Here is a 22,935-nt window from a genome sequence, read left to right as displayed (position 1 = left end):
CCCTTTCTGTATATGAAATAAGCCAGAATCTGATGAAATGGACGTGTTGATCTTTTCTTGAATTGTAAAGAAAGCTAGGACTTTAGTCAATGATTTGGTTGGAAACGACTAAAAAGTTTAGGTGAACTTTAGCAAAAATAAAGTAGAATGAAAAATGTTGTCGAATGAAAGAATGTCTTGTCTGTCTATTCTTCATTATAATATAGTGAGACCAAAGATAAAAAGGAATTAAAAGGAACAGAGAGGGGTCTGACCATGTCCAAATGGATCCGATATGTCCGTGTTTTACTATTGACAGGGGGATTAGCGGTTGTTGCTTTTTTTACCAGTCAGATTTGGAGTGAATCATCTACAAAAATGATGACCTTTTATCCAACTGAAACGGACGAGCTGCTGATCAATCCGTATAAGGGATTCAGTGCAGATGCCACAGACGTGGACTGGATTGAGTTTCCCGTCTCACTGGCCCATGTCAACATTGACTGGAAGGACTTTGAACCTGAGGAGGGCGTCTATCGATTCGATGACATCGAGGAACAAGCGTATTTCGAGGAATGGAAGTCCAGAAACGTTCGGTTCGTCCTTCGATTTGTGCTGGATGACCCAGGCGATACAATGACCAGCACGATACCAGATTGGCTCTATGAGAAAATCGATCAATCCGGTACCTGGTATGAGGTGGATTATGGCAAAGGCTTCAGTCCGGATTACGCCCATCCTGAGTTGATCCAGGCTCATCAAAAAGCGATTGCTGCTCTGGCAGCCCGTTACGATGAAGATCCTTCCATTGCCTTTATTCAGATCGGGAGCATCGGACACTGGGGGGAGTGGCACACGGCAAGAATGGACAATAAACGCATTCCGTATCCCAAGCAGCCTGTTGCTACCCAGTATATACAGCACTACCTGGATCATTTTGCACATGACAAGTTGATGATGAGAAGACCGGAGCCGTTGGCTCTGAAGCACCGTCTGGGCCTGTTTAATGATGCCTTTGGCAATGAGCAGGAGACCATCGAGGAATTCGTAAGCTGGGTGAATGAGGGATATACGTCATGGCTGACTGATGAAGAGATGCCGGCTATGCCGGATTATTGGAAGCACGGGGCAGGCGGCGGAGAATTTTCAACCCAGGATGCCATTACAAGCTATTTTCAGAAGGATCGTTTTGGCAGTGTCATGACGCAATTGCAATTGACGCATGCCAGCTGGATGGGACCCAATTCCCCGGTGACCCAGTCGCTCCGTGTGGAAGAGCGGCAGCGAGCGGAACAATTCGTCAATGCGATGGGGTATCATTTTGTCGTTCGCTCCGTTCAGCATCCTGAAAAGGGCAGCAGGGGAGAGGAGATAAACGTGGAAATCGAGGTTGAAAACAAGGGTGTGGCCCCTTTTTACTTTGATTGGCCCATTGAATTGTCGCTCGCAAATGAAACCGGAAAGCTGGTTTTTCAAACCGAACTGCAAGAGGATATTCGCTCCTGGCTACCCGGGACGCATACCTTCGAAGCTCGATTCAAATTGCCTGAAGCCATACCTGCAGGTGAGTATCAGCTCCTGATTGCGATACTCGACCCGAGTACAGCAAAGCCAGGAATGAGTCTGGCCATGGAAGGACGGCAGCAAGACGGGAGATATGGGCTAGGCAAGCTGAAACTTCAATAAATGTAGATGGCTTTGGTCGTCGCCTCATAGAAAACTTCCTTGTCTAGAAAATACAAAAGGGTGCGGACAGGTACGAAGATGGCATGATCGATCAGCTGAGGTGAATCCCAGTCTGAGTAAATGTGCTGTCCGGTTACAAAATACGGCTCAGAGATGGTCCAACTGATCGACTGATGATAGGCAGACTGAAACTGAAGCTTTTTTTGCTGGTGCTGCCATTCAAAGGTAGTGTGAACGAGTTCAAATATGCTGCGAACCGGCAAATAGGCTCGTTGCTCCAAGATTTTGACTTGCTGGGGCAGGGAAGCCTGTAAACCATTCACGTAAACCGTGTCCGTCTGCCCTGAATCTCTTGAAATCAAATAGATCGCGTCTTGCGGGAAATGAAGCAACACGTTTCCGCTTGATGAAGTTTGTGTGAAATAGCGATACGGGGTCGCTTGTGGCACTTGTACTTGCAGAATCGGGGAGCCCTTCCCGTCTCTGATCGTGGCGGAGGCCGTATGGGCATCAGGTGAGACAGGTGAGAATATGGCGGGCTGCTGATTTGATTCCGGGACAGGGGCGTTCACTTGTTTCAGCAAATTGCCTTGCAAATCCCATTGTAACGTAAGGACGGCCTGCTTCTCACGATGATATAGCAGACCGGTCAAGCCATGCTCATCGAGCGAGAGGGATTTCCAGTCTGACAGAGCCGGGACGGGATAGGACCAGAGCAGGGTACCTTGCATGGAATACGCGCTGAGCCGATCGGCATAGGGAATAAATACGAAATAATCTTCATAGAGGAGGGGCGGAAGCATTCCCGCTTTCTTCGTCCAACGGATGGTCTGCTTTTCTTCCATGAGCAACAGTTGAATGGAGGAAGCAGGATCGTTTGATTTCATGGCAATATGAATAGGCGGTTGTTCCGCCTGGCTGAATGTCGGCTGTGGATGTGGAAGCAGTACAAGAAACAGGGACAACAGCACGATGGAAGCCATCGACATGAAATGAGTTCGGTTCACGTGTTTCTCCTCCTGATCATGAATGCGATACGGGACCCGCTCATAAACGACGAGTTTATGAACTTTAAAATAGCACAAAATGGGCAAACGATAAAGGAAAATACTAGGCAAACCTCCGCCCTGTTCGCATCGATACGAGGAGGAGTGGAAGCGATGAGATTTTCAAAGATGGGAATGGTGTTCATTATGATCACGTTAATCTTTGCCGGCTTGTTTAAACATGCAACGGTCCAGGATGCAGATGCACAAGAAAGAGGCGCGAAGCTGCTCATTTATTACGGGACGCCAAAAGGGATTAATGGAAGCTGGGACAATGAGCTGGCAGCCCGACAATTTGCCATGTATGACTACGTGGTTTGGGGAGCGGGACTGGAGGAAGCGTCGCACGAACACCATTTGTCCAGTAAAGAGATCCTGAAGAACGTACGAGACATCTCCCCGCAAACACAACTATTCGGCTATGTGGATATCGGAGTCAGCACGCATGATTTTTCATTGCGGGAGATGAAGCAGAAAATCAGGAAATGGCGACAACTTGGCGTTTCAGGTATTTTTCTGGATGATGCCGGATATGATTTTGAAGTGCCGCGCGAAAGGCTGAATCGAGTCGTCAAATATGTCCATCACCTGGGACTTCCGGTTTGTGTCAACGCCTGGCATCCGTCAGACGTGTTCAGCTCGGATCGGCATGACAGGTACAATCCCAGAGGCTTGCCTTCGGAATTAGGCTCGGCAGATTATTATTTACTGGAGAACTTTATTCAGCCATCCGGTATGAAAGGGAACGCTGCACATCCACTGATTGCAGAGGGCTGGCTCAATAAATTGCAACAGGTGACCCACTACCGGCAGGCAACAGGGACAAAGTTGCTGTCGGTCAGTATGATGGACTACCAGGTGTACGAGGAAAGTGATCTCGATGCCTTTTTTCAAATCCATGAAGTGGCTGCCGCGATATTTTCACTGGACGGGTACGGGGTGAGTCCCATGCATTACAGCTCCAGTGCTCCCTATTATGACGTAGTGAGACATGCGTCCTATCTATCGGATTATTTCAACTACTATACGGTGAACCCTGAAGTCAAAACATGGGCACCTGAGGTCCCGAATGTACAAGGCGGTCACTACCTGGAAAGAGAGGGATTTGTTCTTCGTACGAGACTGGGCCATTACGAGGTGGCCTATCCGCCAACCGTGAAAAGGGAATAAGCATATAGAACAGCCCCTCTCTGGTCAGCGAGTGCCGATGTGAGAGGGGCTGTTTTTTATATGGGTCGTTAGTCCTGTTTGGATTTAGAACTTGAAAATGTCAATGGTACGTTGCAGTTTGGACACCATCGTCGTCATCTGTTCGGACTGTTGTACCATCGCCTCTACCGCTGCGATCTGCTCTTTCATGGAAGCAGAAACCTCTTCCGTACCAGCAGCAGATTCCTGTGTAATGGCAGAAATGTTTTCCATAGATGCCGAGATGCGCTTGGCACTTTCCAACATGGTATCGCTTTCTTTGGAGAAACTATAAATCTGGTCGGAAATGAATTTAACACTATGTACGATATCCGCGAATACCTTTTCTGTTTCCTGGATTAAGCGGGTTTGCTCATGCACGACTTCCTCATTGATACTGATATTTTCAATCGCCTGCTTGATGCCCGCTTCAATGCTTTTTACCAGGTTGAATACTTCTCTTGTAGAGGACGTGGATTCCTCTGCCAGATTCCGTACTTCCTGAGCTACGACGGCAAATCCCTTGCCGTGCTCCCCTGCGCGTGCGGCTTCAATGGAAGCATTCAGGGACAACAGGTTGGTCTGTTCTGCAATTTCTGAGATGGTGTGCGTAATTTTGGTGATGCCTTTTGCTTGTGTCGCCAGCTCGGAGATGGCTTTCGAAACATTGGAGGAAGCGGATACATTTCGCTTCACGCCTTCACTCTGTGTTTCAACGGCTCCTCGTCCTTTCTCGACGAGCTGCATCATCTGCTCGGAATGGGTATTCATATCTTTTGTAGAGGTCGCATACCCGGTTACCTTGATCTCGATATCCTTGATGGCGACGGAAATATTCGTGACATCCTCCGATATTTCACTCGCTCCGGTAGCCAGCTCGTCCGTTGCACTGGTTACCTGGCCAATGACATCCTTCATTCCGGTATTTTTATGAAAAATGTCTCGGCTTGAATCAGAAACGTGCTTGGATAAATTCGTCGTTTCATTTAAAATGTCCTTGAGCTTGTCGATCATTTTGTTAAAGGATTCTGCAAGCTCTCCGAGCGTATCCTGCGAGTTGGTTGAAACACGCTGCGTGAAGTCGCCCTTGGAAATACTTAGCGCAATTCGGGACATTTCCCGAATCGGGTCGGTCAGCATACTCTCCAGCATATTGACGAGGGGATAAATGGCTCCCAACAATACGACGATGAGAATGACGCCGAAAAGCGGACTAGAGCTCGTTGCCAAAATGAAAATCAACATCATGATTGAGAAAAGACCAACGATGCTGTACGTCCCGATTAACAGCTTGTGTTTGAAGGAAAATCTGTTCATCCATTCCATAGGCCCATACTCCTTACTATTATGTATTCGAAAATGTCATATCTTATTCATGATTATATCACTGTTGACAATATTGGTCTATAAAGCGCTTTAATTGATAAACCATGTCGAAAGGATGATAAAGATGAAGATTAAAAGCATTCATCATGTGAGTTTACTCGTCACGAATATCGAACGTTCTACCGCATTTTACAAGGAGATTCTGCAAATGGAGGAGCTTCCCCGTCCTGATTTTGACTTTGAAGGGGCCTGGCTGGCAGTGGGTCAGCAGCAGCTTCACTTGATCGTGCATGAAGGTCAGACCTGGCGTGAGGGAGGCATCGATACACGTGATGGGCATGTCGCTTTTGAGGTAGCGGATTACGAGGAGACGTTAAGGTGGCTCGAACAGAAGGGTATTCCCTTTAAGGCCAATCCGTCGAGCAGAGCAGGATTCCCGCAAATTTTTATTCTTGATCCAGATCATAATGTGATTGAACTAAATATGCAGGAGAAATAAACATTGAACAATATTGTTAATTATTGTTGAAAAAAGGGTACGAACGTCGTATAATGAGTCACATGACCTAGTACTGTTAGATTATGGAGGGTGAGGGACTGAATGCTGTGTTAAGAGAGGGGGCGACTTCGTGAAGGATACTGCTAACATCTCGCTGGCGAAACAGATCGAATGTGTATTCTGGGAAATCAGTCAAGAGCTTCTCCACCTGTCTTCAGGACTTATATTTATACATATCCGAAATAATATTGTGGGGAAATTCGGGGTAAAACATGATCCCATTGAATCTGTCAATGGCAAGTGGGAAGGTACCGAAAAAGGACTTACAGCCAAACAGATTAACGCTTTTCGTGAAATGGCAGTTGAATCGTTGGCTTACAAACATTGGACACATGGCGAAATTCAATTTGAATTCGCGTTGAAAAAAGATTTGCTGTACACAAGCGTTACTTTTGAATCCAATTACAATATGGCAAACCGTCTCAAGGATCAATCCTAGCTCACACCCTATTCGAGTCAGTCTAGGTCTTTATGAGCAAAGCGCACTGCAGTCATCGGACCGCAGTGCGCTTTGTTTTTCACTAGTCTGTTTATTCGATTCCTTTGAGCCATTCGTTGACTTTGTCTTCATTGTCAGCTACCCACTTGGCAGCCGCTTCTTCAGGGGACTTTCCTTCATAAATATCGACCATGACCGCTTCCATATCGGCTGGTGTCCAGTTGAACTGATCCAGCACTTGATAAGCTTGAGGCATGTCATCTTTCAGACCTTTATGAACGAGGGTGTTGATTTGTTCAGCACCACCATAGTTCCCTTTTGGATCTTCCAGGTATTTCAGATCAAACTTCGCAAACTTCCAGTGCGGCGTCCAGCCCGTTACGACGATCGGCTCTTCATTGTTGTAGGCACTTTCCAACGCTTTTGCCATTGCTGCAGAAGAACTTGGCAGCAGATTCCAGCCTTCGAGGCTATAGTCTTCAATGACTTTCTCTGTTCCGGTCATGATTCCAGCGCCCGGCTCGATTCCGGTAATGGTGGATTCAAGGGAATCAGCCACGTCTGCATTATTCAAGTCTTCGATAGACGTAATGTCCATGTAGGCTGGTACGACCAGACCAATTTTCGTTCCTTCCAGGTTGGGTCCCAAGTCTTCCAGTCCATCCTGGTACTGTTCCACGTAGTGACCATGTGTCGTAGGCAGCCATGCTGCTACCATCGCATGCGCGCTGCCGTCTGCAACACCTGCATACATAGGACCAGCGTCTACTTGCATCATTTCAACTTCCATATCCAGTTTGGATTCCAGTACTTCCTTCACAACATGGGTGCTGGCAATTTCAGAATCCCAGGCCACATAAGCAAGCTTGATGGTTTTGCCTGCATCAGACGCTTCACCTGCGGCTGCGTTGTTGCCACTGTTGTTGTTTGCATTGTTTTCCTCATTGTTCCCACCGCAAGCGGCTAGCACAAGTGCAAGTACGGTAAAAAGCAAGAATGACTTTCCAAAAAAATTCCTCATGTTCAAAGACCCTCCAAAAAATTTCATTTATTTTTTATTGACCATGCTTTGTGTCAGTCGATCCAGAATAATTGCCAGAATGACGACCGCGATCCCTGCCTCAAAACCAACGCCAGTCTTCGTCTGGGTAACGGCCGCATAGACAGCAGTTCCCAGTCCCTGTGCACCAATCATAGAGGCGATAACCACCATGGAAAGGGACAGCATGATCGTCTGGTTGATTCCAGCCATAATGGTCGGAATAGCCAGTGGCAACTGCAACTTGAACAGCTTTTGTGTAGAGGTGGAACCAAATGCATCAGCGGCTTCCACCAGATCCTTCGGAACCTGTTCAATGCCCAGATAAGTCAGGCGAATCGTAGGCGGAATCGCGAAGATAATCGAGGCAATTACGCCGGGTACGACCCCGAGGCCAAAGAAAGTAACGGCCGGGAGCAAATACACAAATGCAGGCATGGTCTGCATAAAATCAAGAATCGGTTGTACGACGCGGTAAATATTTTTCGATTTCGCTGACAAGATCCCGATGGGTACACCGACCACAATCGACAAGAGTGCGGCGGTAAATACGAGAGCCAGTGTCTTCATCGTATGATCCCAGTAACCGAGATTGTCAATAAACAGCAAGCCGATGAGAGAGAAGAGGCCTAGCTTCAAACCACCCATGAAATAGGCCAGTAAACTGATCACCAGAATGGTGATGATCGGATGGGGCAGTTCAAGCAGCCATTCCAGTCTGTCTACCGTGAAATTGATGGTATTGCCAATCGCATCAAACAAAAAACCAAGATTATCTCTCATCCATTCTTCGGTAGATACGACCCAGTCCCCTAACGGGATCTTGGGCAGCCCTGTGCTGGATAACGGGTTCATGTCGTTTCACTTCCTTCCGTACTTTGTCCGGAGAGTGCAGCCAGTACAGCGCCACGTACGACAAGTCCCTTCAGCCGGTTCTGATCTCCTACTACCGCGAGTGGAATGCGGGTTGAACTGACCGTGTCGAACAGTTCATACAGCAGCGTATCAGGGGCAGCGGTCGGAATATCCTGAATTAAAATATCCGCCAGCTTCTTGCCTTCCTTCACTGCTGCGGCCGCGTCTTCGGCTGTCACCGCACCGAGCAGCGTTTTGCTGCGATCCACGACATACAGATTGGAAATCCCTTCATCCTTCATGAGCTGCAGTGCCACACGAGGACCCTTGTCCAAGGTGATGGTTTCTGCGCGCTGCATGACGTGGGCTGCTGTAAATACTTTGGATACGTCCACGTCTTCCACGAAGCGCTCAACGTATTCGTTGGCCGGATTCATCATGATTTCCTCTGGTGTACCGACCTGAACGACACTGCCGTCCTTCATTAGGGCAATCCGGTCTCCGATGCGAAGTGCTTCATCCAGATCATGGGTAATGAAGATAATCGTCTTCTTCATTTTGGCTTGCAGTTCAAGCAACTCGTCCTGCATATCCTTGCGAATCAATGGATCAAGGGCACTGAAAGCTTCATCCATCAGCAGGATATCAGGATCATTGGCAAGTCCGCGAGCCAGACCGACCCGCTGCTGCATGCCGCCGCTCAGTTGATCCGGATAGCTGTCGCCGTAACCCTTCAGTCCGACAAGCTCCAGTGATTCGACCGCCTTGCTGCGACGCTCTGTCTTCGACATTCCCTGTACCTCAAGGCCATACTCTACATTCTGGAGTACCGTTCGATGAGGAAACAGGGCGAACTTTTGAAATACCATGCTCATTTTTTTACGTCGGACGTCGCGCAGTTTTTCTTGCGACATCTGAACAAGATCCGTGCCATTTAAGGATACTTTACCGCTGGTTGGCTCGATCAGACGATTCAATAGTCTGACGAGTGTGGATTTCCCTGAGCCCGACAGGCCCATAATAACGAAAATCTCACCTTGTTCAATATGAAAGCTAACCCGGTTGACCCCGACCGTATGCTTGGTTTCTTTTAATATGCGTTCCTTGCTCCAGCCTTCCTGCAGGAGAGGGACGATTTTTTTGGGCTCTGAACCGAATATCTTTGTTAGCCCATCGACTTCGATAAGTGGCATGGTGTCACCTCATTTCCGTGTTTATTCGCTCTTTGCGCTACGGATTCAAGTTTAGAGAAAGAATCCCGATCGGTCAAAAGAGTTTATTGTACATACAGAACGTACAGTAAAAACTGTACATACATTACGTACACTATACTCCCTATTCCTTAAAATTCCTCATAATCCGAACACTTTACATCTTTTGCATAGTTGCATAGAATGGGTATGATTAAGTAGGAGATACGGCTGCAATTGCTTTATCTGGGTGTGCGCAAGGGAAGTGGAGCGTGGTAATGATGACAGACGATAGATGGAAACCCATGACCATTTCGGGTCTCAAAACGAGGAGGTGTGTGCATGAACGAACCGATTGAACTTTCAGAAGAACAGCAGAACAAGCTGGAAGCAGCACGCCGCAGAGTGATTGAGACCGTTGGCAAAAATATGGAACTGTATGGTGTAACCCTGTCAGTCGGTTATTTATATGGAGAAATGTTTTTCAAGGATCATGCGGTCACGTTGGACGAGATGGGCAAGATCATGGGTATGAGCAAAACGAGCATGAGCACCGGCATGCGCACCTTGATGGATTTGAAAATGGTGAACAAAGTGTGGGAGAAAGGAACCCGCAAGGATCTGTATGAAGTGGAGTGGGACTGGTACCAGACCTTTGTCGACTTTTTCAATGTGAAATGGAGAAAGCTGGCCGAGACCAATATGCACGCGGTCAAAAGGTCTATTCGAGAGGTGGAGGCCATTTTGGCAGCCGAGGAAACACCAGAGGAAGCGATTCCGCATCTGCAAAAGGATCTGCTTAAAATGAAGGAAGCCGTACAATATTACAGGTGGCTGGGCAAGCTAATCGATACATTTGAAGACGGATCGATCTTTGAGATGATTCCAAAGGATGAACCGTAACCGACATAGAGATTGACAAAACGCAATCATGCCCCATAATATAGATATACTCAAAACCTCAAAGGTTCATCGATGCAGAGAAGGGAAAGAGTAGGCATGGTCGTTTGACCCCAAGAGAGCTGGCGGTGCTGCGAAGCCGGCGGTCAAATGTGCTGAAATGGGTCCTGGAGCATGATTCTCGAACGAAGTAGAGAGTCCGTCTTATCCGCGTTAAGGATGCAAAGACTTGCATACCGCAGAGATAGATCGGGCTGTGGCATGGAGTGAATTTAGGGTGGCACCACGAGCTCTCGTCCCTTGCGGACGGGGGCTTTTTTGTATTTGTCAGCCGTTCTGTACGCCCTGTGCAGCTAGTGAAAGGCATTATTTGTTTGGCAGAAGTGGTAGGTGCAAGTAAAATCAACGAACAGTGAAATGAAAGGGTGAAGGGTAAGATGAAGCGTGTATTATCTGGTATTCAACCTAGTGGAAAGTTAACGCTGGGCAATTATTTGGGCGCATTGAAGCATTTTGTGACGATGCAGGACGAGTTCGAGAGCTACTTCATGATCGTCGATCTGCATGCCATTACAACCCCTCAGGACCCGGCAGCACTCCGGGAACAGATTGAATCCGTTGCGACGTTATTCGTGGCAGCAGGCCTCAACCCGGAGAAGTCCTCGATCTTTCTGCAATCTCATGTATCGGCTCATGCCGAGCTTGGATGGTTGATGACGACCATGTCCTATATGGGCGAGCTGGAGAGAATGACGCAATTCAAGGATAAATCAGCCGGCAAGGAATCGATTCCGACTGGCCTGTTTGTCTATCCGACCTTGATGGCGGCAGATATTCTACTATATAATGCCGATTTCGTACCGGTTGGCGACGATCAGAAGCAGCATCTGGAGCTGACCAGGGACCTGGCGGAACGGTTCAACCACCGCTATGGTCAAACGTTCCATACGCCGGAGCCACTGATTCAAAAATTTGGGGCGCGTATCATGTCACTTGATGATGCGAGTACCAAAATGTCGAAGAGCAATCCGAACGAAGGAAGTTATGTAGCCATGCTCGATGAGCCCGGCAAAATCCGCAAAAAAATAAAGAGGGCCACCACAGATTCCGAGATGCGGGTACACTACGACAAAACGAACAAGCCGGAAATCAGCAATTTGATGAGCATCTATGCCCATTGCGCGGGCTTGACGCTCGAGCAGATTGAACAGGAATTTGAAGGGAAAGGCTACGGGGATTTCAAAAAGGCACTCGCAGAGCGGGTTGTCGAAGTGCTGGAGCCGATTCAGCAGCGTTATGAGAAGCTGCGCGCCTCCGGTGACATCTATGATATCCTGAAACTTGGCGCGCAGCGCGCAGAGGAAACCGCTCAACAGAAGCTTCAGGAAGCGAAGGAAAAAATGGGCTTCTTGTTGCCGCGTTAATGCTCTTCTCCCTGCTTTTGTTTATTGCGTTTGCTTTTCAGGACAAATCCAAATCCGACAAAACCGATATACAGGACGATAAAGAGCAGGGCGAGCCAGGCTTGCCGATAGCTAAGTGCAGCACCGGCGGCACACAATAGCAGCACCGATCCGAATGCGAACAGCAGAGACAGCTTTTTGTTCATGTGACCGTTTCCTTTCCAAGTGTAATGATGTATATGAAGTGTACCCTGTTCCATGCCATCATGCAACGCTTCAGGCCGGAGAAAAAACTTCGCCGGAATTGCATAATGGATCAGGATCAGAGTCATAATATGTTTGCAAGCTTGCAAGACATGATATACATCTCAGAAAGGAGAGTGCTACATCAAATGGCAACCAGAACAAACGCATTAGTTGTACCTCAAGCAAACCAAGCTTTGCAACAACTGAAATACGAGGTGGCACAGGAACTGGGTATCCAGGTTCCACAAGACGGATACTACGGGAATATGGCCACTCGCGATACAGGTGCTATTGGTGGACATATCACTCGCCGTTTGGTTCAAATTGCTGAGCAAGCTATGGCTGGTCAAGGTCAATAAATGAATAGGCTGTCAAGCCAAAATAAAGCCGCCTCGTTCACATCCTCTTGTGAACCGGGCGGCTTGTTTGTTTAGCTTGTTTGTTTAGTAGGAATCAAAACGAAGCTTCTTTTCCATTCGCTTGTCACTGATCCATCCAACATAACTGTCCATAATTTCCTCGTTCCGATTCAACACCACGACTGCAACAAATGGATATTGCTTGCGATGCCGGTAACGAACGTCAAACCATCTCACCTCGTAGCCCCACGGGTGTTCCTTCCACTCCGCACAGGCATATTTGGTAAAGTAGAGAAAGGACTGAATGTCCGGGTGCTGTTCAGCTTTCTTGACGAGCGGATGATCAGAGCAGGAGGCTGAATCGATCCATTTGAGCTGACGGCTGCTTAATTCACCCAGCCGATATTCTCCGTCCGCCTGTTTTTTGACGACATTCCAGACATGGTACTTGACCGTCGGAATGAGCATATAGGACTCTCCCTCCACATGCTCCGGATCGAGCTGGGGCATACTGCGTGTAAGACGATAATGATGCACCGTCTTAATCACATAATAGAGAACCACGGTGCTGTACAGCACAGGGAAGATGATCTGCGGGGTGGAGATGCCAAGCCCCCATAAGATCAGGGCAAAGGTATGACTGGCAAAAATATAGGGGTCAAAGATATGAATGATATTCCAAGAAATCCATTTGTGAGAGAAAGGCCGAATCGCCTGCGTCCCATACGTATTAAACAAGTCAGAAAAAACATGCAGAGCCACAGCAAGGAATACCCAGGCAGCAATATGCACGATGGGCAAGGAACCGAATACAAGGGTCAATATGCCCGTGATGACAAGGGTCCAGATAAACAGGAAAGGAAGAGAGTGTGTGATTCCCCGGTGATTGCGTATATAAGTGGCATTTCCCTTTAATCGCAAGATGGTATCCGCATCGGGAGCCTGAGAACCGAGAACCATGCCCGTGATGGCTGCTGCTGCCGTGGTCGTATCTGCAGACAGGACCGGATCTACCATGGCTAGTCCCCCCAGGCCAAGCCCGATGACGAAATGCGTACCCGTATCCAATACAATCCCCTCCATAACTTTGTCTTAGAAATGTTGTGATGGTATGATTTTACCATGGAAATGGTTTGTCCTACTATGAAGAAAAGGTGAAGATGGCATGATATTTGTGGAATATGAAATCCGGGAAGACTGCATCCCGAACTATATGAGCTGGATGCAAGCCCTTTGTGAGAACGAGCCGGACAGGGCGGTTTATCAGTCTGCCGACCAGGGCGCCCTGTTTGTGGAAGTATGGCAGCATCCCGGACTGACCGTGGAAGAGGTTCGGTACTACCCGCTTCGCGCGCAGCTGTATCCCTATGTAAAGGGAGGAGAGGAACGGATCAAGGCGTGGGCCTTCCACCGTGTCTCGCCTCTCCCTGAGTAACTGAAGCCATGGTTTCCTTCATTGTTGCCACGCTGTCGTTGAATCATACCCACGGGCAAAAGGCGGCTAGCGTCCGGCTCCAAACGGCAGGGTATAGTTCAGGATCTCGTCGAATTCAATGTAGTCGAGATTGAGGGTCAGCAGCAGGTAGCGTTTTCCGGTTTTGGGATCACTGATAATGATATGATCCCGTCCGGCCGCTTCAAGGTAGCCTTCGAAAATTTTGGCATTCCATTCCGAGTTGTTCTCATAGGTCATGTATAATTTCGCTTTTTTCCCTAGATTCATTCGCAGTATGTTCTCTACATAAGACTGTTCGGCAGGCAATTGACCCTGAACGCCTTGTATTGGACCTGTGCCCGGGATGGTGGTTCCGCTTGGCTGACCCATGCCAGCACCCATTTGCTGTGTCATGCCGGTCATTGGGGAACGGTAGGGATACGTAACCTGGCCGTATCCGTCATAATAACTTTGCATGCAATAACATCCTCCTTCTCACCTTCGTGATGAGCTTAATATTGAAAAACTTGCGGACAGTTGCTGGCCGTCGGGGTGAAGAAGCAATGAGACTTGTACCGGCCGGTGTTGTATTGATTGAACCACTGTACGGGACAAGCCCCGGCCGGTTTGAAAAACCACAGCGAATATTCAGCAGGATGATACTTCTTCCCCTGAATCGCCTGCTTGGCGAGGCGGATGTCTTTATCCCGTGCCCGTTGGTAGAAGTAGCCTTTTTGTGTGGCTTCAAATCCGCCCGGACTCTGGTACACCATCTGCTCCAGATTATCCAGTGCTTTGAAGTCGAGACAGTCCGATACCACGCGGTTGACTCCGACATTGCCGACCATTAGCATGCCGAGTTCTCCATCACCCTCTGCTTCAGCGCGCATTAGCCTTGCCAGCAGTTTCGTTTGATTCGCATTCGTTTTGACAATAGCCACAGCTTTCTTTTCACATCCTTTCTCTCCAATCAGGTTCATGGTGGAAGTGAACAATATAGTCTATTGACCCGACTGCCTAAAGGTGACGATTTGGAGCAGATTTATCGCAAACGGAAAGGAATTGACAATCCATCGACATTCTGGCGGGATTGTTGTCAAAAGAGCCCTGCGCTGATATGATGAAATAGATGAAAACTGGTTTAACGCGATGACGAGTAGATGAAGGGGTCAGTCCCCTTTTCTTTTTTTGTGTTTCAGCGTATAGAAGGAGGTCTAAGGTGGACAAGCAACTGGAAATGAAGTCATCCTCCACCCCTGCGGTCGAGCAATCCTTGACATGGAGGGACTTTATAGAAATTACAAAGCCGCGGATCATCAAATCCAATCTGATCGCGGCATTTGGTGGGTTCTGGCTGGCTTCACAGTGGAATATTGACTGGTTACTTTTTGTATATATGCTGCTGGGTAGTACGCTTGTCATGGCGTCCTCCTGTGTATTCAACAACTATCTGGATCGGGAGCTGGATACCAAGATGGCCCGTACGAAGCACAGGCCGACTGCGACCGGCAAGATGAAGCCGTCAATTGTCTTGTGGTACGGGATCTTGCTCGGCGTTGCAGGGCTGATCGTCCTGAGCGTGATCAATATTTTGACGGCCGTGCTGGGCGCTGTCGGCATGTTTTTTTATGTCGTGGTGTATACCATGTGGCTGAAGCGCACTTCGACGTGGAGTACTTCCGTTGGTGGCGTATCGGGTGCCGTTCCGCCGGTAATCGGCTATACGGCTGTGACCAACACGATTGATATGGGTGCGATATTGCTGTTTGCCCTTCTGTTTTTGTGGCAGCCCCCTCATTTTTGGGCGCTCGGCATTCGCAAAAGAGAGGAATACCGGGCAGCGGGGTTCCCGCTTCTGCCGGTTGTAAAAGGCGTGACACGAACGAAATGGCAGATGCTTCCTTACGTCATTTTGTTGCTGCCTTTCAGCATACTGATGTATGTCTACAACTATACAGGACTTATCTTTCTGGTTGTATCCCTGGTGCTGGGCGTCATATGGCTCTGGATTTGCATCAAAGGTTTGCGTTTAACGGGAGAGAAAGAGGACGAATGGGCGCGAAAAGCATTCTTGTTCTCTATTCAATATTTAATGGTGTCATTTTTGATCATGATTATCGATACAACACGAGTATAGGCACGCTCGGAGTCTGAACGTGGAGGGAAAGTGAAGCATGAAAAGCTATAAGTTGACGTATGCTGCGGTGGCCATTTTGCTCATTGTCGGCGGAGCGATGGTGTATTGGGCGTATTTCAAGGATAGCGGCGGCTCGGATTTTGAAGTCGTCGGTCCAGCGCCTGCTTTTGAATTGCAAAATCTGAACGGGGAAACCGTGACGCTGGAGAATACGAATGGAAAAGCCAGACTGTTTTATTTCTTCTTTTCTACCTGTAAGGATGTGTGTCCACCGACGACTTTTGTGTTGTCTGAGGTTCAGGAAGAGTTGAAGAAAGAAGAGGCATTTGGAGAGGATACGGCGATCATCCAGATCACGTTCGATCCGGAGAACGATACGCCTGAACGGCTCAAGGAATTTTCCTCAGGATACGGGGCAGATGACAGCGGTTGGTATTTTCTGACGAGTGATGATCAGGCATACAGTCAACAAATTACGAATGAATACGGCGTAGCGGTTCAGAAGATGGAAGACGGAGACTATGCCCACACCAATGTGTATGTGCTGGTGGACAAGGAAGGCAATATTCGCAACTATTACGGGATCGGAAACAACATCGAGGATGTGGATCCGGCCGCGATTGCCAAGGACATGATCGAGCTGGCCAACGAGTAGCGTGGAGTAGCTTGAATCATGACGAAAGATGCAGAGATCGGGATTCAGCGCCAACCAGAATATGCAACAACAGAAAAAGGATGCGTTGCCCATGAGTTACTTTACCCACATATTTATTCAAAATATCATCCCGCTCTCGATCTTGATTGGAGCGGGTATTCTTTTGCAACGACGCTTTCAACTGGATATTAAAACGTTATCGAAGTTGATTTTTTATGTGTTTTCTCCCGCGATTATGTTCAGAACCTTGCTGGAAAGCTCCATTTCAGCCTCTCTGTTCTGGAAGATTCTTTTGTTTTTTGTCATTTTCTTTTCATTGCTTATTCTCGTGACGGAAATCGTGCTTCGCATAAAATGGTCGCAAAAAGACAACGGGAGAAGGGTGGCGTTTCGACACAGCGTGCTCTTCTATAACAGTGCCAACTATACTCTCCCGCTCAATCAGCTCGTATTTCAAGGCAATCCGTTTGCCTTCTCTGTACAGACTGTTATTATGGTTATTCAGACGATCTTGCCGTATACATATGGGGTCTACAGCATTAATTCACACAAGCAAAGTCTCGGCAAGACACTGAAAACCGTTTTTTCGCTTCCGGTCATCTATGCAATCCCGCTGGCGGTCCTGTGCAATTTCTGGGAAGTGACGCCGCCGAAGCCGATTTATATGCCCATTTCTTACATCGCAGATGGTTTTATTGCAACGGCACTCATTACGCTTGGCGCCCAGCTTGGCAGTATGACATGGCGTTTCCGGCTGACAGAGCTGGTCTGGTCGAATAGCCTGCGCCTGCTTGTCAGTCCATTGATCGGCGCGATGGTCGTTTGGATGCTGGGCTTCGACGGTATTTTGGCTGATGCGCTCATCTTGTCATGTGCGGTTCCAACGGCGCTCAATACCGTGCTGCTGGCGGTTGAGTTTGACAATGAGCCGGAGTATGCTTCCCAGACCGTGCTGTCTTCCACTGTGCTGAGTATGTTTACAGTGACGCTCGTACTGTATTTTCTCTAAGAGAACTCAAACGATCATGTTGCATCAAATCCAGGCGAGAGGGGGAGCAGGAATTCATCCAGTCCGACCTTCTCCAGCTGCTGGATCAGATATTCATCAGGGGTGCCCTCTACGCCGGCATACCCTTTTTTTGTATACATTTGTTCGGCATCGGGAAAGGTGTCGCGCAAGATCCCGCGAATTTTACGACCGGACGCATCATTGTCGGTGAAAATAAACACCTCGCGCTGTCCGATTTTTCGTTTGAGTCGTTCCAGACGTTCGGTACTGAGGCTGCCAAACGTGCAGTAGATGTCGATATCGTCGGTGAGCAGTCGTCTCAAACGCTTTTTGTCGTTTTTTCCTTCCACGATCATGACCATATCCCCCATATTCCTTCCTCCATTCACATCCCTTGTCATTCACCTGCCTCATCGTGACAAATGCTGTAAGTCAGGCGGTTGATTTCCCGGGAAATGTCGATTGCCGATTACCGTATATTATAACGGAATCCGAGGGAAAAACACCTGTACGGCCTGATTTTATTTAGGTGTAGAGGAAGGAGAAAGGTCCAGGCGGGTTCTGCGATGTTTGGGGGGGAGCAGGGTCGTACCCAGCAGCAAGATGAGAAAAGCAGCGAAATAGGGAGAAATCCATTCACGAAGCTCTCCAGCAATGACCGGACCGAAAAAGGCACCGATTGAGTAAGCAATCGAGAGAATGGCGAATTGCTTGCCATATCTGGCGTGATTGGATTGCTCAGCCAGGGAGGAAGCGATCGCCGGGAAGGTAATGCCTTTGGACATGCCGATAAAAAACAGGGTAACGGAGAGGGAGACCGGCCACTGGATAGAGAGAGCGAAGAATAGCAAAGCGAGCGTGATCGTCCCGGCCAGTAATCGGGTAGAAGCAGGAATCCGGTTGAGAAACCACATGCTCAGAGAGACCAGAGCGCCGAGACTGACGATGGAGAACAGCAGCCCGGTGGACATGACCATGTTGGGGCCGTCCCGTAGCGTAAGCGGCACCTCGAAGAACAGAATGCCCTGTGAGCAGGCCAGGGCCAGCGGAATACAGAAAAAGAGAATGGACATGTCCCGTGAGGAAGTGGCGGGTCTCAGGGTAGAGAAATCCTGGGCTGCCTGTTGATGTTCTCGTTCAGCGGATGAAAAGGGCGTTCTCGCCGGCTTCTGATCATGTACGAAAAATACGGCCATGACCCCGCAAGCGATCAAACCCCAGCCCAGTATCTCAAAGGCAAGGGAAAAGCCGGTTTTCGCTACGAGGGCTGCACCTGCTGCAGGAGAGACGACAGAGGCAAGGGTATGAACGAGCCCGTTGCCTGTCATCAGCTTGGACTGATGAACCCGGTCTGTCGCCATTTTGGCGAGCATGGCTAAACAGGCCGGTGACAGGAACGCCAGGACAAATCCGCTGATGGATCGAATCCATAGCAACTCCCACGGATCATTCACCCTGGATTGAACCATGAGGAGGCAGCCGGCCAGAATGAGACTGCACACGATAAACCATTTTCCTCCGAATCGGTCAACGCCATACCCGGCCAGCATATTGCCCGGCAGATGGGTAATCGAATACATGCCCATGATATAGCCGATGAAGGACGGAACGGCACCGAGTGAGATGGCGAACGGGGTCAAGATCGGGTACTGGGCATGAAGATCAAAAAAAGCGACAAACATAAACAGATACAGCCAGAGTGCGCTGCGCATCACAATCCCTCCTAAACCTGCGTCCATGGCAAGTCATCAAGAATTGGCAGGTTGCCAACTTGTCTGATGTTTTCTCCTACTACTTGTACGCACAGGCTGCCGCAGATATGTATCGGATTTGTTTGCCATTGCGATAGAATACAGTGGAACGAAGCAGGCAGATTCGATATAATGAGCTTGAACAAGCAGGGTCTACAAGCAGTCAGAGGTTGATTAAAGAGCGGAAACAGGGGGAAGTAGGATGGAAAACGAATGGATTCAGTTTTTGAAGGATGAATGGCTGATCGTACTGGTTGCCGTCATCGCGGTGGTCCTGATTATCCGAATTGTGAAAACCATGCTCAAGTGGGCACTCGTGTTGATTATTGCAGCCGCCGTGGTTTATTACGGAGCCGATTACACCGAAGACATCAAGGCGATGGGCAACAAGGTAGGGGACAAGATCGTAACCTATGCCCAGGATGAAATTTATACAGTCATGGAAGAGGAAGCGAAGCAGGCACAATTTGAGAAGCATGACGACGGTACGTTCACGGTGACCAGCCCAAACGTCAAAGTGGAAGGCAAGGCGAACGGGGATGAAGTGAAGGTGACCTTCAAAGGGCAATCCTTTACGCTGCATCGCAGTGATTTTGTAAACCAGTTCATTGAGCAGTCCAAGTAAGGCCATTGCCATCGTTCACGTATGAACGGTGAAAGAAGAGAAGCCGCTTCGACCATGAAGTCAAGCGGCTTTTTCTGATGAAAATATGTTACACTATATACGGATCATGAAAGATCAGCAAGATGAAAGCATCCCGCACATGGAATGGAAAGATATTCGGACTGAAATGCGAACGAAAAGGCACACAGTGTCGTCAACATAGATGGAGGAGATGAACGTGCAGCAGGCATTAACGACGTATAAAGCCGTTTTTCTGGATGCCGGAGATACGCTAGTGACCGTGCCAGAGGCACAGGAAACGGTACAGAAATATTTGGCTGAAAAACAATTCACCGCACAACCGAAACAAATTGAGGCCTTTTTCCGGGAGGCCTTTGACCGATTTTACTATCAAAAAGAGCTCGATGCCGAAGCGGTGTGTTCCCCGGAAAGTGATCGCACCTACTGGATTGGCATATATGATTATGTACTGGCACAATTGGGTGCACAAGATAAGCTGCAGGAGGATGAAATTCATCGATGCTGTCATGAGCTGTATGATCTGTTTGTCTCTCCGTCGCAGTATGTCTTGTTTCCCGATGTGAAGCCAGCCTTGGCACAGTTGCAGCAACGAGGATACAAGATCGGACTCATTTCCAACTTTGCACCTACGCTGCGCGCCATACTGGAGGAAAAAGGGATCTTGTCCTATTTTGATCCGGTTCTGGTTTCAACCGAGGTCGGGATCGAGAAGCCAAATCCGCGAATTTTTCAAATGGCTCTGGAGCAATCCGGCCTGCAATCTTCCGACGTGCTGTATATCGGGGATCATGAGATCAATGATATCTGGTCTCCAAACCAGGTGGGCATCGATGCGGTCAAAATCATCCGCTATCCGTATCAGACCGAGCAGGGTGACGGGACAAAAAAAGGAGAACACATTCATTCGTTGCTAGATTTGTTCGAACCGGGAGGGAAACTGTTCGATCATGAATATGAAGCATGAGGAAGATCCGAGGAAGAGACAGTGGATGAAGCGTCGTCATTTCGCGGTACGGCTTAATGTTTTTTTCTTTTGCACGTTTGTGCTGTTTTCGATTTTAGTAGTGCGCCTGGCGATTATGCAATTCGTCGAGACGAAGGAACTCATGGCTTTGAAAAATGAACAAAACGAAGCCTCCAATCCGATACCGCCGATCCGGGGCAATATTTATGACCGGGAAGGAGCACCGCTCGCCTACTCCACGTCTACCCAGTCTTTGTTTTATCGCGTTCAGCCCCAGACCAAAAATGAAGAGTTCGTCGAACTGGCCAAACGTCTGGCAGATATCTTCGCGAAGTATGGGGAGGACGGCGAAGAGACGATGACGGCCGAGGAAATCATCAAGGAAATGAATGTCGGGGTTGATCTTGCCCTGAACCCGACGACAATTACCCTCTATTACAATACCCCTCGAAGGATCAAGACGGATCTGAGTGATGAGGAGCTGGCTTTCTTCACTGAGCACCGCGATGAATTCAAGGGGATTGAGATCGTGGAAGAGAGTATTCGGCATTACACCCTGAATCCGGACGCTCCGGAAGGGGAAGAGGCGACCATTGCGGCCCAGCTTCTCGGTTATTTGCGTGAATTCAGGGTCGCACAGGCCAATCCGGTTTCCATCTATGACGTATACCGCAACCCTGAAGAGGATGTGGATTATTTGCAGGAGGAAGGGGTCGGTCTCGAGGGACTGGAATACATGTACCAGAAAGAGCTACGCGGAGAAAATGGAGAGAAGATTTATTCCATTAACCCGATGGGTCAGATCGTAGGAGATCGTGTCTCGATTATCCCGCCCGTCAAGGGACATAATCTGTTTCTGACGCTGGACAAGGACGTGCAGCTGGCAGCAGAGAATGCGATCCGTGAGCATGTGGTCAAGTTGCAGAAAGACCCTCGCTATACGAGTGTGAACAAAACGGGTGTGAAGGCAACATCCGGTTATGCCGTCGCGATGGAGGTCAGTGAGCAAAATATGGGGAAGGTCATTGCGATGGCCAACTACCCTTCCTATGATTCCAATGTATGGCGTGGTGGGATCTCTACCGAAACCTTCGCGGAAATATCCAATAAAAGTCTGAACGGAACGATTAAAGGAATACCCGCACATTATGAGGATGATACGGAACGTGCCAAGCATCCAGGGTCACTCGTTCCACTTGGCTCCACCATTAAGCCGCTGACCGTCCTGGTGGGACTTGATCAGGGACTGATTACGACAGAGTCGATTTATCGGGATACCGGCATCTTCGAGTTTGGTCGGGATGACTCCCGTATTCGTAACTCCAATTCAGCCAGTTACGGTTCCATGGATCCTTCGAGGGCGATTGAGAAATCATCCAATACGTTCATGGCTGCCATGATCGGTGAACCGCTGTACCGAAGATATGGCGGAGAGGGCGGTCGCTCTATTGAGGTGTGGGACGAATATATGAAGCAGTTTGGTCTGGGCGCGGATACGGGGAGCGGGCTGCCCAATGAGTCGCGAGGAAGCATTGACTACACCGAGACGAGCAGCACCGGAAGCCAGTTGGCTTCCATGGTATTTGCTTCATTCGGTCAGGGGGGACGTTATACAACTTTGCAGCTCGCCCAGTTTGCTGCTACACTCGCCACCCAGGGCAAGCGTCCCAAGCCGCAATTTGTCAATCGCATCGAGACCTATGATGGCAATATTGTAGAGCAGTTTGAGCCGGAAATTTTGAATGAGGTGTCCTTCAAGCAGGAGCATTGGGACGAAGTGCTGGATGGCATGAGCAAGGTCTATAAAATGGAATTCGAGGATTTTCCGTATACGGTTGGCTCCAAAACCGGGACATCGCAGCAAGCCGTATCCGGTGGTTTGGTAGAGAACGGGATTTTCATCGCTTTTGCCCCACTGGACAATCCGAAGCTTGCGGTGGCCGTAGTCGTGCCGGAGGGGGGCTATGGCTCCGCAGCCGCAGCACCGATTGCTCGTAAAATCTTCGATGCCTATGATGAGCAGTACGGGCTTGGAGATGCTCCGATCGGCCTGATTGAAGCTACGACGCCATAACGGTATGAAAAAATGAAGGGCATGAAAAATAAAGGTATGAAAAAAGACT

25 protein-coding genes and 1 other annotated feature are annotated in these 22,935 nt (G+C 48.7%); of the genes, 14 read left to right on the top strand and 11 right to left on the bottom strand.

Features of this window, described 5'->3' with window-relative positions; genetic code table 11:
• The first annotated feature begins 255 nt into the window (after positions 1–255).
• A complete protein-coding gene (locus ACFSUC_RS03730) occupies positions 256–1,665 on the top strand; it encodes a DUF4832 domain-containing protein (RefSeq protein WP_379928143.1) in 1,410 nt (469 codons plus the stop codon).
• On the opposite strand, the gene ACFSUC_RS03725 is transcribed toward ACFSUC_RS03730, so the two are convergent.
• Positions 1,659–2,672 (bottom strand): stalk domain-containing protein, encoded by a 1,014-nt coding sequence (locus tag ACFSUC_RS03725; RefSeq protein WP_379928142.1) that lies wholly within the window; start codon positions 2,670–2,672, stop codon positions 1,659–1,661. The two genes, ACFSUC_RS03730 and ACFSUC_RS03725, sit on opposite strands and share 7 nt — an antisense overlap.
• 153 nt (positions 2,673–2,825) lie before the next feature.
• Between ACFSUC_RS03725 and ACFSUC_RS03720 the strand changes: the two genes are divergently transcribed.
• Positions 2,826–3,881 (top strand): hypothetical protein, encoded by a 1,056-nt coding sequence (locus tag ACFSUC_RS03720; protein ID WP_379928141.1) that lies wholly within the window; start codon positions 2,826–2,828, stop codon positions 3,879–3,881.
• Positions 3,882–3,965: 84 nt separating this feature from the next.
• On the opposite strand, the gene ACFSUC_RS03715 is transcribed toward ACFSUC_RS03720, so the two are convergent.
• A complete protein-coding gene (locus tag ACFSUC_RS03715; RefSeq protein WP_379928140.1) occupies positions 3,966–5,225 on the bottom strand; it encodes a methyl-accepting chemotaxis protein in 1,260 nt (419 codons plus the stop codon).
• 124 nt (positions 5,226–5,349) lie between these two features.
• Here ACFSUC_RS03715 and ACFSUC_RS03710 point away from each other — a divergent pair, with 124 nt between their 5' ends.
• Positions 5,350–5,724, top strand: coding sequence for a VOC family protein (locus ACFSUC_RS03710; protein WP_379928139.1), 375 nt, complete (start codon positions 5,350–5,352; stop codon positions 5,722–5,724).
• A 130-nt stretch (positions 5,725–5,854) separates the two neighbouring features.
• Positions 5,855–6,223 (top strand): O-methyltransferase, encoded by a 369-nt coding sequence (locus tag ACFSUC_RS03705; RefSeq protein WP_379928138.1) that lies wholly within the window; start codon positions 5,855–5,857, stop codon positions 6,221–6,223.
• A gap of 91 nt (positions 6,224–6,314) precedes the next feature.
• Here the strand turns inward: ACFSUC_RS03705 and ACFSUC_RS03700 are convergent, their stop codons facing one another.
• From ACFSUC_RS03700 to ACFSUC_RS03690, 3 genes are read right to left on the bottom strand one after another with little or no spacing between them, the layout of a single operon-like run.
• Positions 6,315–7,244, bottom strand: coding sequence for a glycine betaine ABC transporter substrate-binding protein (locus ACFSUC_RS03700; RefSeq protein ID WP_379928137.1), 930 nt, complete (start codon positions 7,242–7,244; stop codon positions 6,315–6,317).
• A gap of 27 nt (positions 7,245–7,271) precedes the next feature.
• Positions 7,272–8,117, bottom strand: a complete 846-nt coding sequence (locus ACFSUC_RS03695; protein WP_379928136.1) for an ABC transporter permease — start codon at positions 8,115–8,117, stop codon at positions 7,272–7,274.
• The gene (locus ACFSUC_RS03690) at positions 8,114–9,310 is read right to left on the bottom strand and encodes a quaternary amine ABC transporter ATP-binding protein (RefSeq protein WP_379928135.1); all 1,197 of its coding nucleotides are present in this window, start codon (positions 9,308–9,310) and stop codon (positions 8,114–8,116) included. Before ACFSUC_RS03690 ends, ACFSUC_RS03695 begins: the two co-directional genes overlap by 4 nt.
• Before the next feature lie 339 nt (positions 9,311–9,649).
• Between ACFSUC_RS03690 and ACFSUC_RS03685 the strand changes: the two genes are divergently transcribed.
• The gene (locus ACFSUC_RS03685) at positions 9,650–10,210 is read left to right on the top strand and encodes a GbsR/MarR family transcriptional regulator (protein ID WP_379928134.1); all 561 of its coding nucleotides are present in this window, start codon (positions 9,650–9,652) and stop codon (positions 10,208–10,210) included.
• 68 nt (positions 10,211–10,278) lie between these two features.
• Positions 10,279–10,511: a binding site (T-box leader), on the top strand.
• Positions 10,512–10,644: 133 nt separating this feature from the next.
• Positions 10,645–11,631, top strand: coding sequence for a tryptophan--tRNA ligase (gene trpS, locus ACFSUC_RS03680; protein ID WP_379928133.1), 987 nt, complete (start codon positions 10,645–10,647; stop codon positions 11,629–11,631).
• Here the strand turns inward: trpS and ACFSUC_RS03675 are convergent.
• Positions 11,628–11,816, bottom strand: coding sequence for a DUF5325 family protein (locus ACFSUC_RS03675; protein WP_379928132.1), 189 nt, complete (start codon positions 11,814–11,816; stop codon positions 11,628–11,630). The two genes, trpS and ACFSUC_RS03675, sit on opposite strands and share 4 nt — an antisense overlap.
• A gap of 186 nt (positions 11,817–12,002) precedes the next feature.
• Here ACFSUC_RS03675 and ACFSUC_RS03670 point away from each other — a divergent pair, with 186 nt between their 5' ends.
• Positions 12,003–12,215, top strand: a complete 213-nt coding sequence (locus ACFSUC_RS03670) for a small, acid-soluble spore protein, alpha/beta type (protein ID WP_379928131.1) — start codon at positions 12,003–12,005, stop codon at positions 12,213–12,215.
• Positions 12,216–12,299: 84 nt separating this feature from the next.
• Here the strand turns inward: ACFSUC_RS03670 and ACFSUC_RS03665 are convergent, their stop codons facing one another.
• Complete coding sequence (locus ACFSUC_RS03665; RefSeq protein WP_379928130.1) at positions 12,300–13,283, bottom strand: metal-dependent hydrolase; 984 nt, start codon at positions 13,281–13,283, stop codon at positions 12,300–12,302.
• 97 nt (positions 13,284–13,380) lie between these two features.
• Here ACFSUC_RS03665 and ACFSUC_RS03660 point away from each other — a divergent pair, with 97 nt between their 5' ends.
• Complete coding sequence (locus ACFSUC_RS03660; protein WP_379928129.1) at positions 13,381–13,650, top strand: hypothetical protein; 270 nt, start codon at positions 13,381–13,383, stop codon at positions 13,648–13,650.
• Positions 13,651–13,716: 66 nt separating this feature from the next.
• Here the strand turns inward: ACFSUC_RS03660 and gerQ are convergent, their stop codons facing one another.
• Positions 13,717–14,127 carry a spore coat protein GerQ gene (gene gerQ / locus ACFSUC_RS03655; protein ID WP_379928128.1) on the bottom strand — a complete coding sequence of 137 codons (411 nt, stop codon included), beginning with the start codon at positions 14,125–14,127 and terminating at the stop codon, positions 13,717–13,719.
• 35 nt (positions 14,128–14,162) lie between these two features.
• Complete coding sequence (locus ACFSUC_RS03650; protein WP_379928187.1) at positions 14,163–14,540, bottom strand: cell wall hydrolase; 378 nt, start codon at positions 14,538–14,540, stop codon at positions 14,163–14,165.
• A gap of 329 nt (positions 14,541–14,869) precedes the next feature.
• Here ACFSUC_RS03650 and cyoE point away from each other — a divergent pair, with 329 nt between their 5' ends.
• The 3 genes from cyoE (at position 14,870) to ACFSUC_RS03635 (ending at position 17,451) form a co-directional block, all read left to right on the top strand.
• Positions 14,870–15,787 (top strand): heme o synthase, encoded by a 918-nt coding sequence (gene cyoE, locus ACFSUC_RS03645; RefSeq protein ID WP_379928126.1) that lies wholly within the window; start codon positions 14,870–14,872, stop codon positions 15,785–15,787.
• Positions 15,788–15,824: 37 nt separating this feature from the next.
• Positions 15,825–16,442: an SCO family protein gene (locus ACFSUC_RS03640; RefSeq protein WP_379928125.1), complete on the top strand. Its 618-nt coding sequence runs from the start codon at positions 15,825–15,827 to the stop codon at positions 16,440–16,442.
• Positions 16,443–16,533: 91 nt separating this feature from the next.
• Positions 16,534–17,451 (top strand): AEC family transporter, encoded by a 918-nt coding sequence (locus ACFSUC_RS03635; RefSeq protein ID WP_379928124.1) that lies wholly within the window; start codon positions 16,534–16,536, stop codon positions 17,449–17,451.
• 14 nt (positions 17,452–17,465) lie between these two features.
• On the opposite strand, the gene ACFSUC_RS03630 is transcribed toward ACFSUC_RS03635, so the two are convergent.
• On the bottom strand, positions 17,466–17,822 hold the full coding sequence (locus ACFSUC_RS03630; RefSeq protein WP_379928123.1) for a toprim domain-containing protein: 357 nt from the start codon (positions 17,820–17,822) through the stop codon (positions 17,466–17,468).
• Between the two features lie 150 nt (positions 17,823–17,972).
• Positions 17,973–19,163 (bottom strand): MFS transporter, encoded by a 1,191-nt coding sequence (locus ACFSUC_RS03625; RefSeq protein WP_379928122.1) that lies wholly within the window; start codon positions 19,161–19,163, stop codon positions 17,973–17,975.
• A 241-nt stretch (positions 19,164–19,404) separates the two neighbouring features.
• Between ACFSUC_RS03625 and ACFSUC_RS03620 the strand changes: the two genes are divergently transcribed.
• The 3 genes from ACFSUC_RS03620 (at position 19,405) to ACFSUC_RS03610 (ending at position 22,886) form a co-directional block, all read left to right on the top strand.
• Positions 19,405–19,827: a hypothetical protein gene (locus tag ACFSUC_RS03620; RefSeq protein ID WP_379928121.1), complete on the top strand. Its 423-nt coding sequence runs from the start codon at positions 19,405–19,407 to the stop codon at positions 19,825–19,827.
• 211 nt (positions 19,828–20,038) lie between these two features.
• Positions 20,039–20,812 (top strand): HAD-IA family hydrolase, encoded by a 774-nt coding sequence (locus ACFSUC_RS03615; protein ID WP_379928120.1) that lies wholly within the window; start codon positions 20,039–20,041, stop codon positions 20,810–20,812.
• Complete coding sequence (locus ACFSUC_RS03610; RefSeq protein WP_379928119.1) at positions 20,796–22,886, top strand: peptidoglycan D,D-transpeptidase FtsI family protein; 2,091 nt, start codon at positions 20,796–20,798, stop codon at positions 22,884–22,886. Before ACFSUC_RS03615 ends, ACFSUC_RS03610 begins: the two co-directional genes overlap by 17 nt.
• Positions 22,887–22,935 lie beyond the last annotated feature (49 nt).

The organism is Marinicrinis sediminis, assembly GCF_042685085.1.
Classification (GTDB): Bacteria; Bacillota; Bacilli; order Paenibacillales; family KCTC-33676; genus Marinicrinis; species Marinicrinis sediminis.
This window is presented reverse-complemented; position numbering and strand designations above follow the sequence as displayed.

What these genes read in the sequence shown, in the direction of transcription:
- ACFSUC_RS03720 (WP_379928141.1), top strand. Translation starts at nt 2,826, where the DNA reads ATGAGATTTTCAAAGATGGGAATGGTGTTCATTATGATCACGTTAATC.
- ACFSUC_RS03640 (WP_379928125.1), top strand. Translation starts at nt 15,825, where the DNA reads ATGAAAAGCTATAAGTTGACGTATGCTGCGGTGGCCATTTTGCTCATT.
- ACFSUC_RS03685 (WP_379928134.1), top strand. Translation starts at nt 9,650, where the DNA reads ATGAACGAACCGATTGAACTTTCAGAAGAACAGCAGAACAAGCTGGAA.
- ACFSUC_RS03620 (WP_379928121.1), top strand. Translation starts at nt 19,405, where the DNA reads ATGGAAAACGAATGGATTCAGTTTTTGAAGGATGAATGGCTGATCGTA.
- ACFSUC_RS03710 (WP_379928139.1), top strand. Translation starts at nt 5,350, where the DNA reads ATGAAGATTAAAAGCATTCATCATGTGAGTTTACTCGTCACGAATATC.
- ACFSUC_RS03675 (WP_379928132.1), bottom strand. Translation starts at nt 11,816, where the DNA reads ATGAACAAAAAGCTGTCTCTGCTGTTCGCATTCGGATCGGTGCTGCTA.
- ACFSUC_RS03715 (WP_379928140.1), bottom strand. Translation starts at nt 5,225, where the DNA reads ATGGAATGGATGAACAGATTTTCCTTCAAACACAAGCTGTTAATCGGG.
- ACFSUC_RS03650 (WP_379928187.1), bottom strand. Translation starts at nt 14,540, where the DNA reads ATGCGCGCTGAAGCAGAGGGTGATGGAGAACTCGGCATGCTAATGGTC.
- ACFSUC_RS03635 (WP_379928124.1), top strand. Translation starts at nt 16,534, where the DNA reads ATGAGTTACTTTACCCACATATTTATTCAAAATATCATCCCGCTCTCG.
- ACFSUC_RS03690 (WP_379928135.1), bottom strand. Translation starts at nt 9,310, where the DNA reads ATGCCACTTATCGAAGTCGATGGGCTAACAAAGATATTCGGTTCAGAG.
- ACFSUC_RS03630 (WP_379928123.1), bottom strand. Translation starts at nt 17,822, where the DNA reads ATGGGGGATATGGTCATGATCGTGGAAGGAAAAAACGACAAAAAGCGT.
- ACFSUC_RS03700 (WP_379928137.1), bottom strand. Translation starts at nt 7,244, where the DNA reads ATGAGGAATTTTTTTGGAAAGTCATTCTTGCTTTTTACCGTACTTGCA.
- ACFSUC_RS03610 (WP_379928119.1), top strand. Translation starts at nt 20,796, where the DNA reads ATGAATATGAAGCATGAGGAAGATCCGAGGAAGAGACAGTGGATGAAG.
- gerQ (WP_379928128.1), bottom strand. Translation starts at nt 14,127, where the DNA reads ATGCAAAGTTATTATGACGGATACGGCCAGGTTACGTATCCCTACCGT.
- ACFSUC_RS03625 (WP_379928122.1), bottom strand. Translation starts at nt 19,163, where the DNA reads ATGCGCAGCGCACTCTGGCTGTATCTGTTTATGTTTGTCGCTTTTTTT.
- ACFSUC_RS03615 (WP_379928120.1), top strand. Translation starts at nt 20,039, where the DNA reads ATGAACGTGCAGCAGGCATTAACGACGTATAAAGCCGTTTTTCTGGAT.
- ACFSUC_RS03660 (WP_379928129.1), top strand. Translation starts at nt 13,381, where the DNA reads ATGATATTTGTGGAATATGAAATCCGGGAAGACTGCATCCCGAACTAT.
- ACFSUC_RS03695 (WP_379928136.1), bottom strand. Translation starts at nt 8,117, where the DNA reads ATGAACCCGTTATCCAGCACAGGGCTGCCCAAGATCCCGTTAGGGGAC.
- ACFSUC_RS03730 (WP_379928143.1), top strand. Translation starts at nt 256, where the DNA reads ATGTCCAAATGGATCCGATATGTCCGTGTTTTACTATTGACAGGGGGA.
- trpS (WP_379928133.1), top strand. Translation starts at nt 10,645, where the DNA reads ATGAAGCGTGTATTATCTGGTATTCAACCTAGTGGAAAGTTAACGCTG.
- ACFSUC_RS03670 (WP_379928131.1), top strand. Translation starts at nt 12,003, where the DNA reads ATGGCAACCAGAACAAACGCATTAGTTGTACCTCAAGCAAACCAAGCT.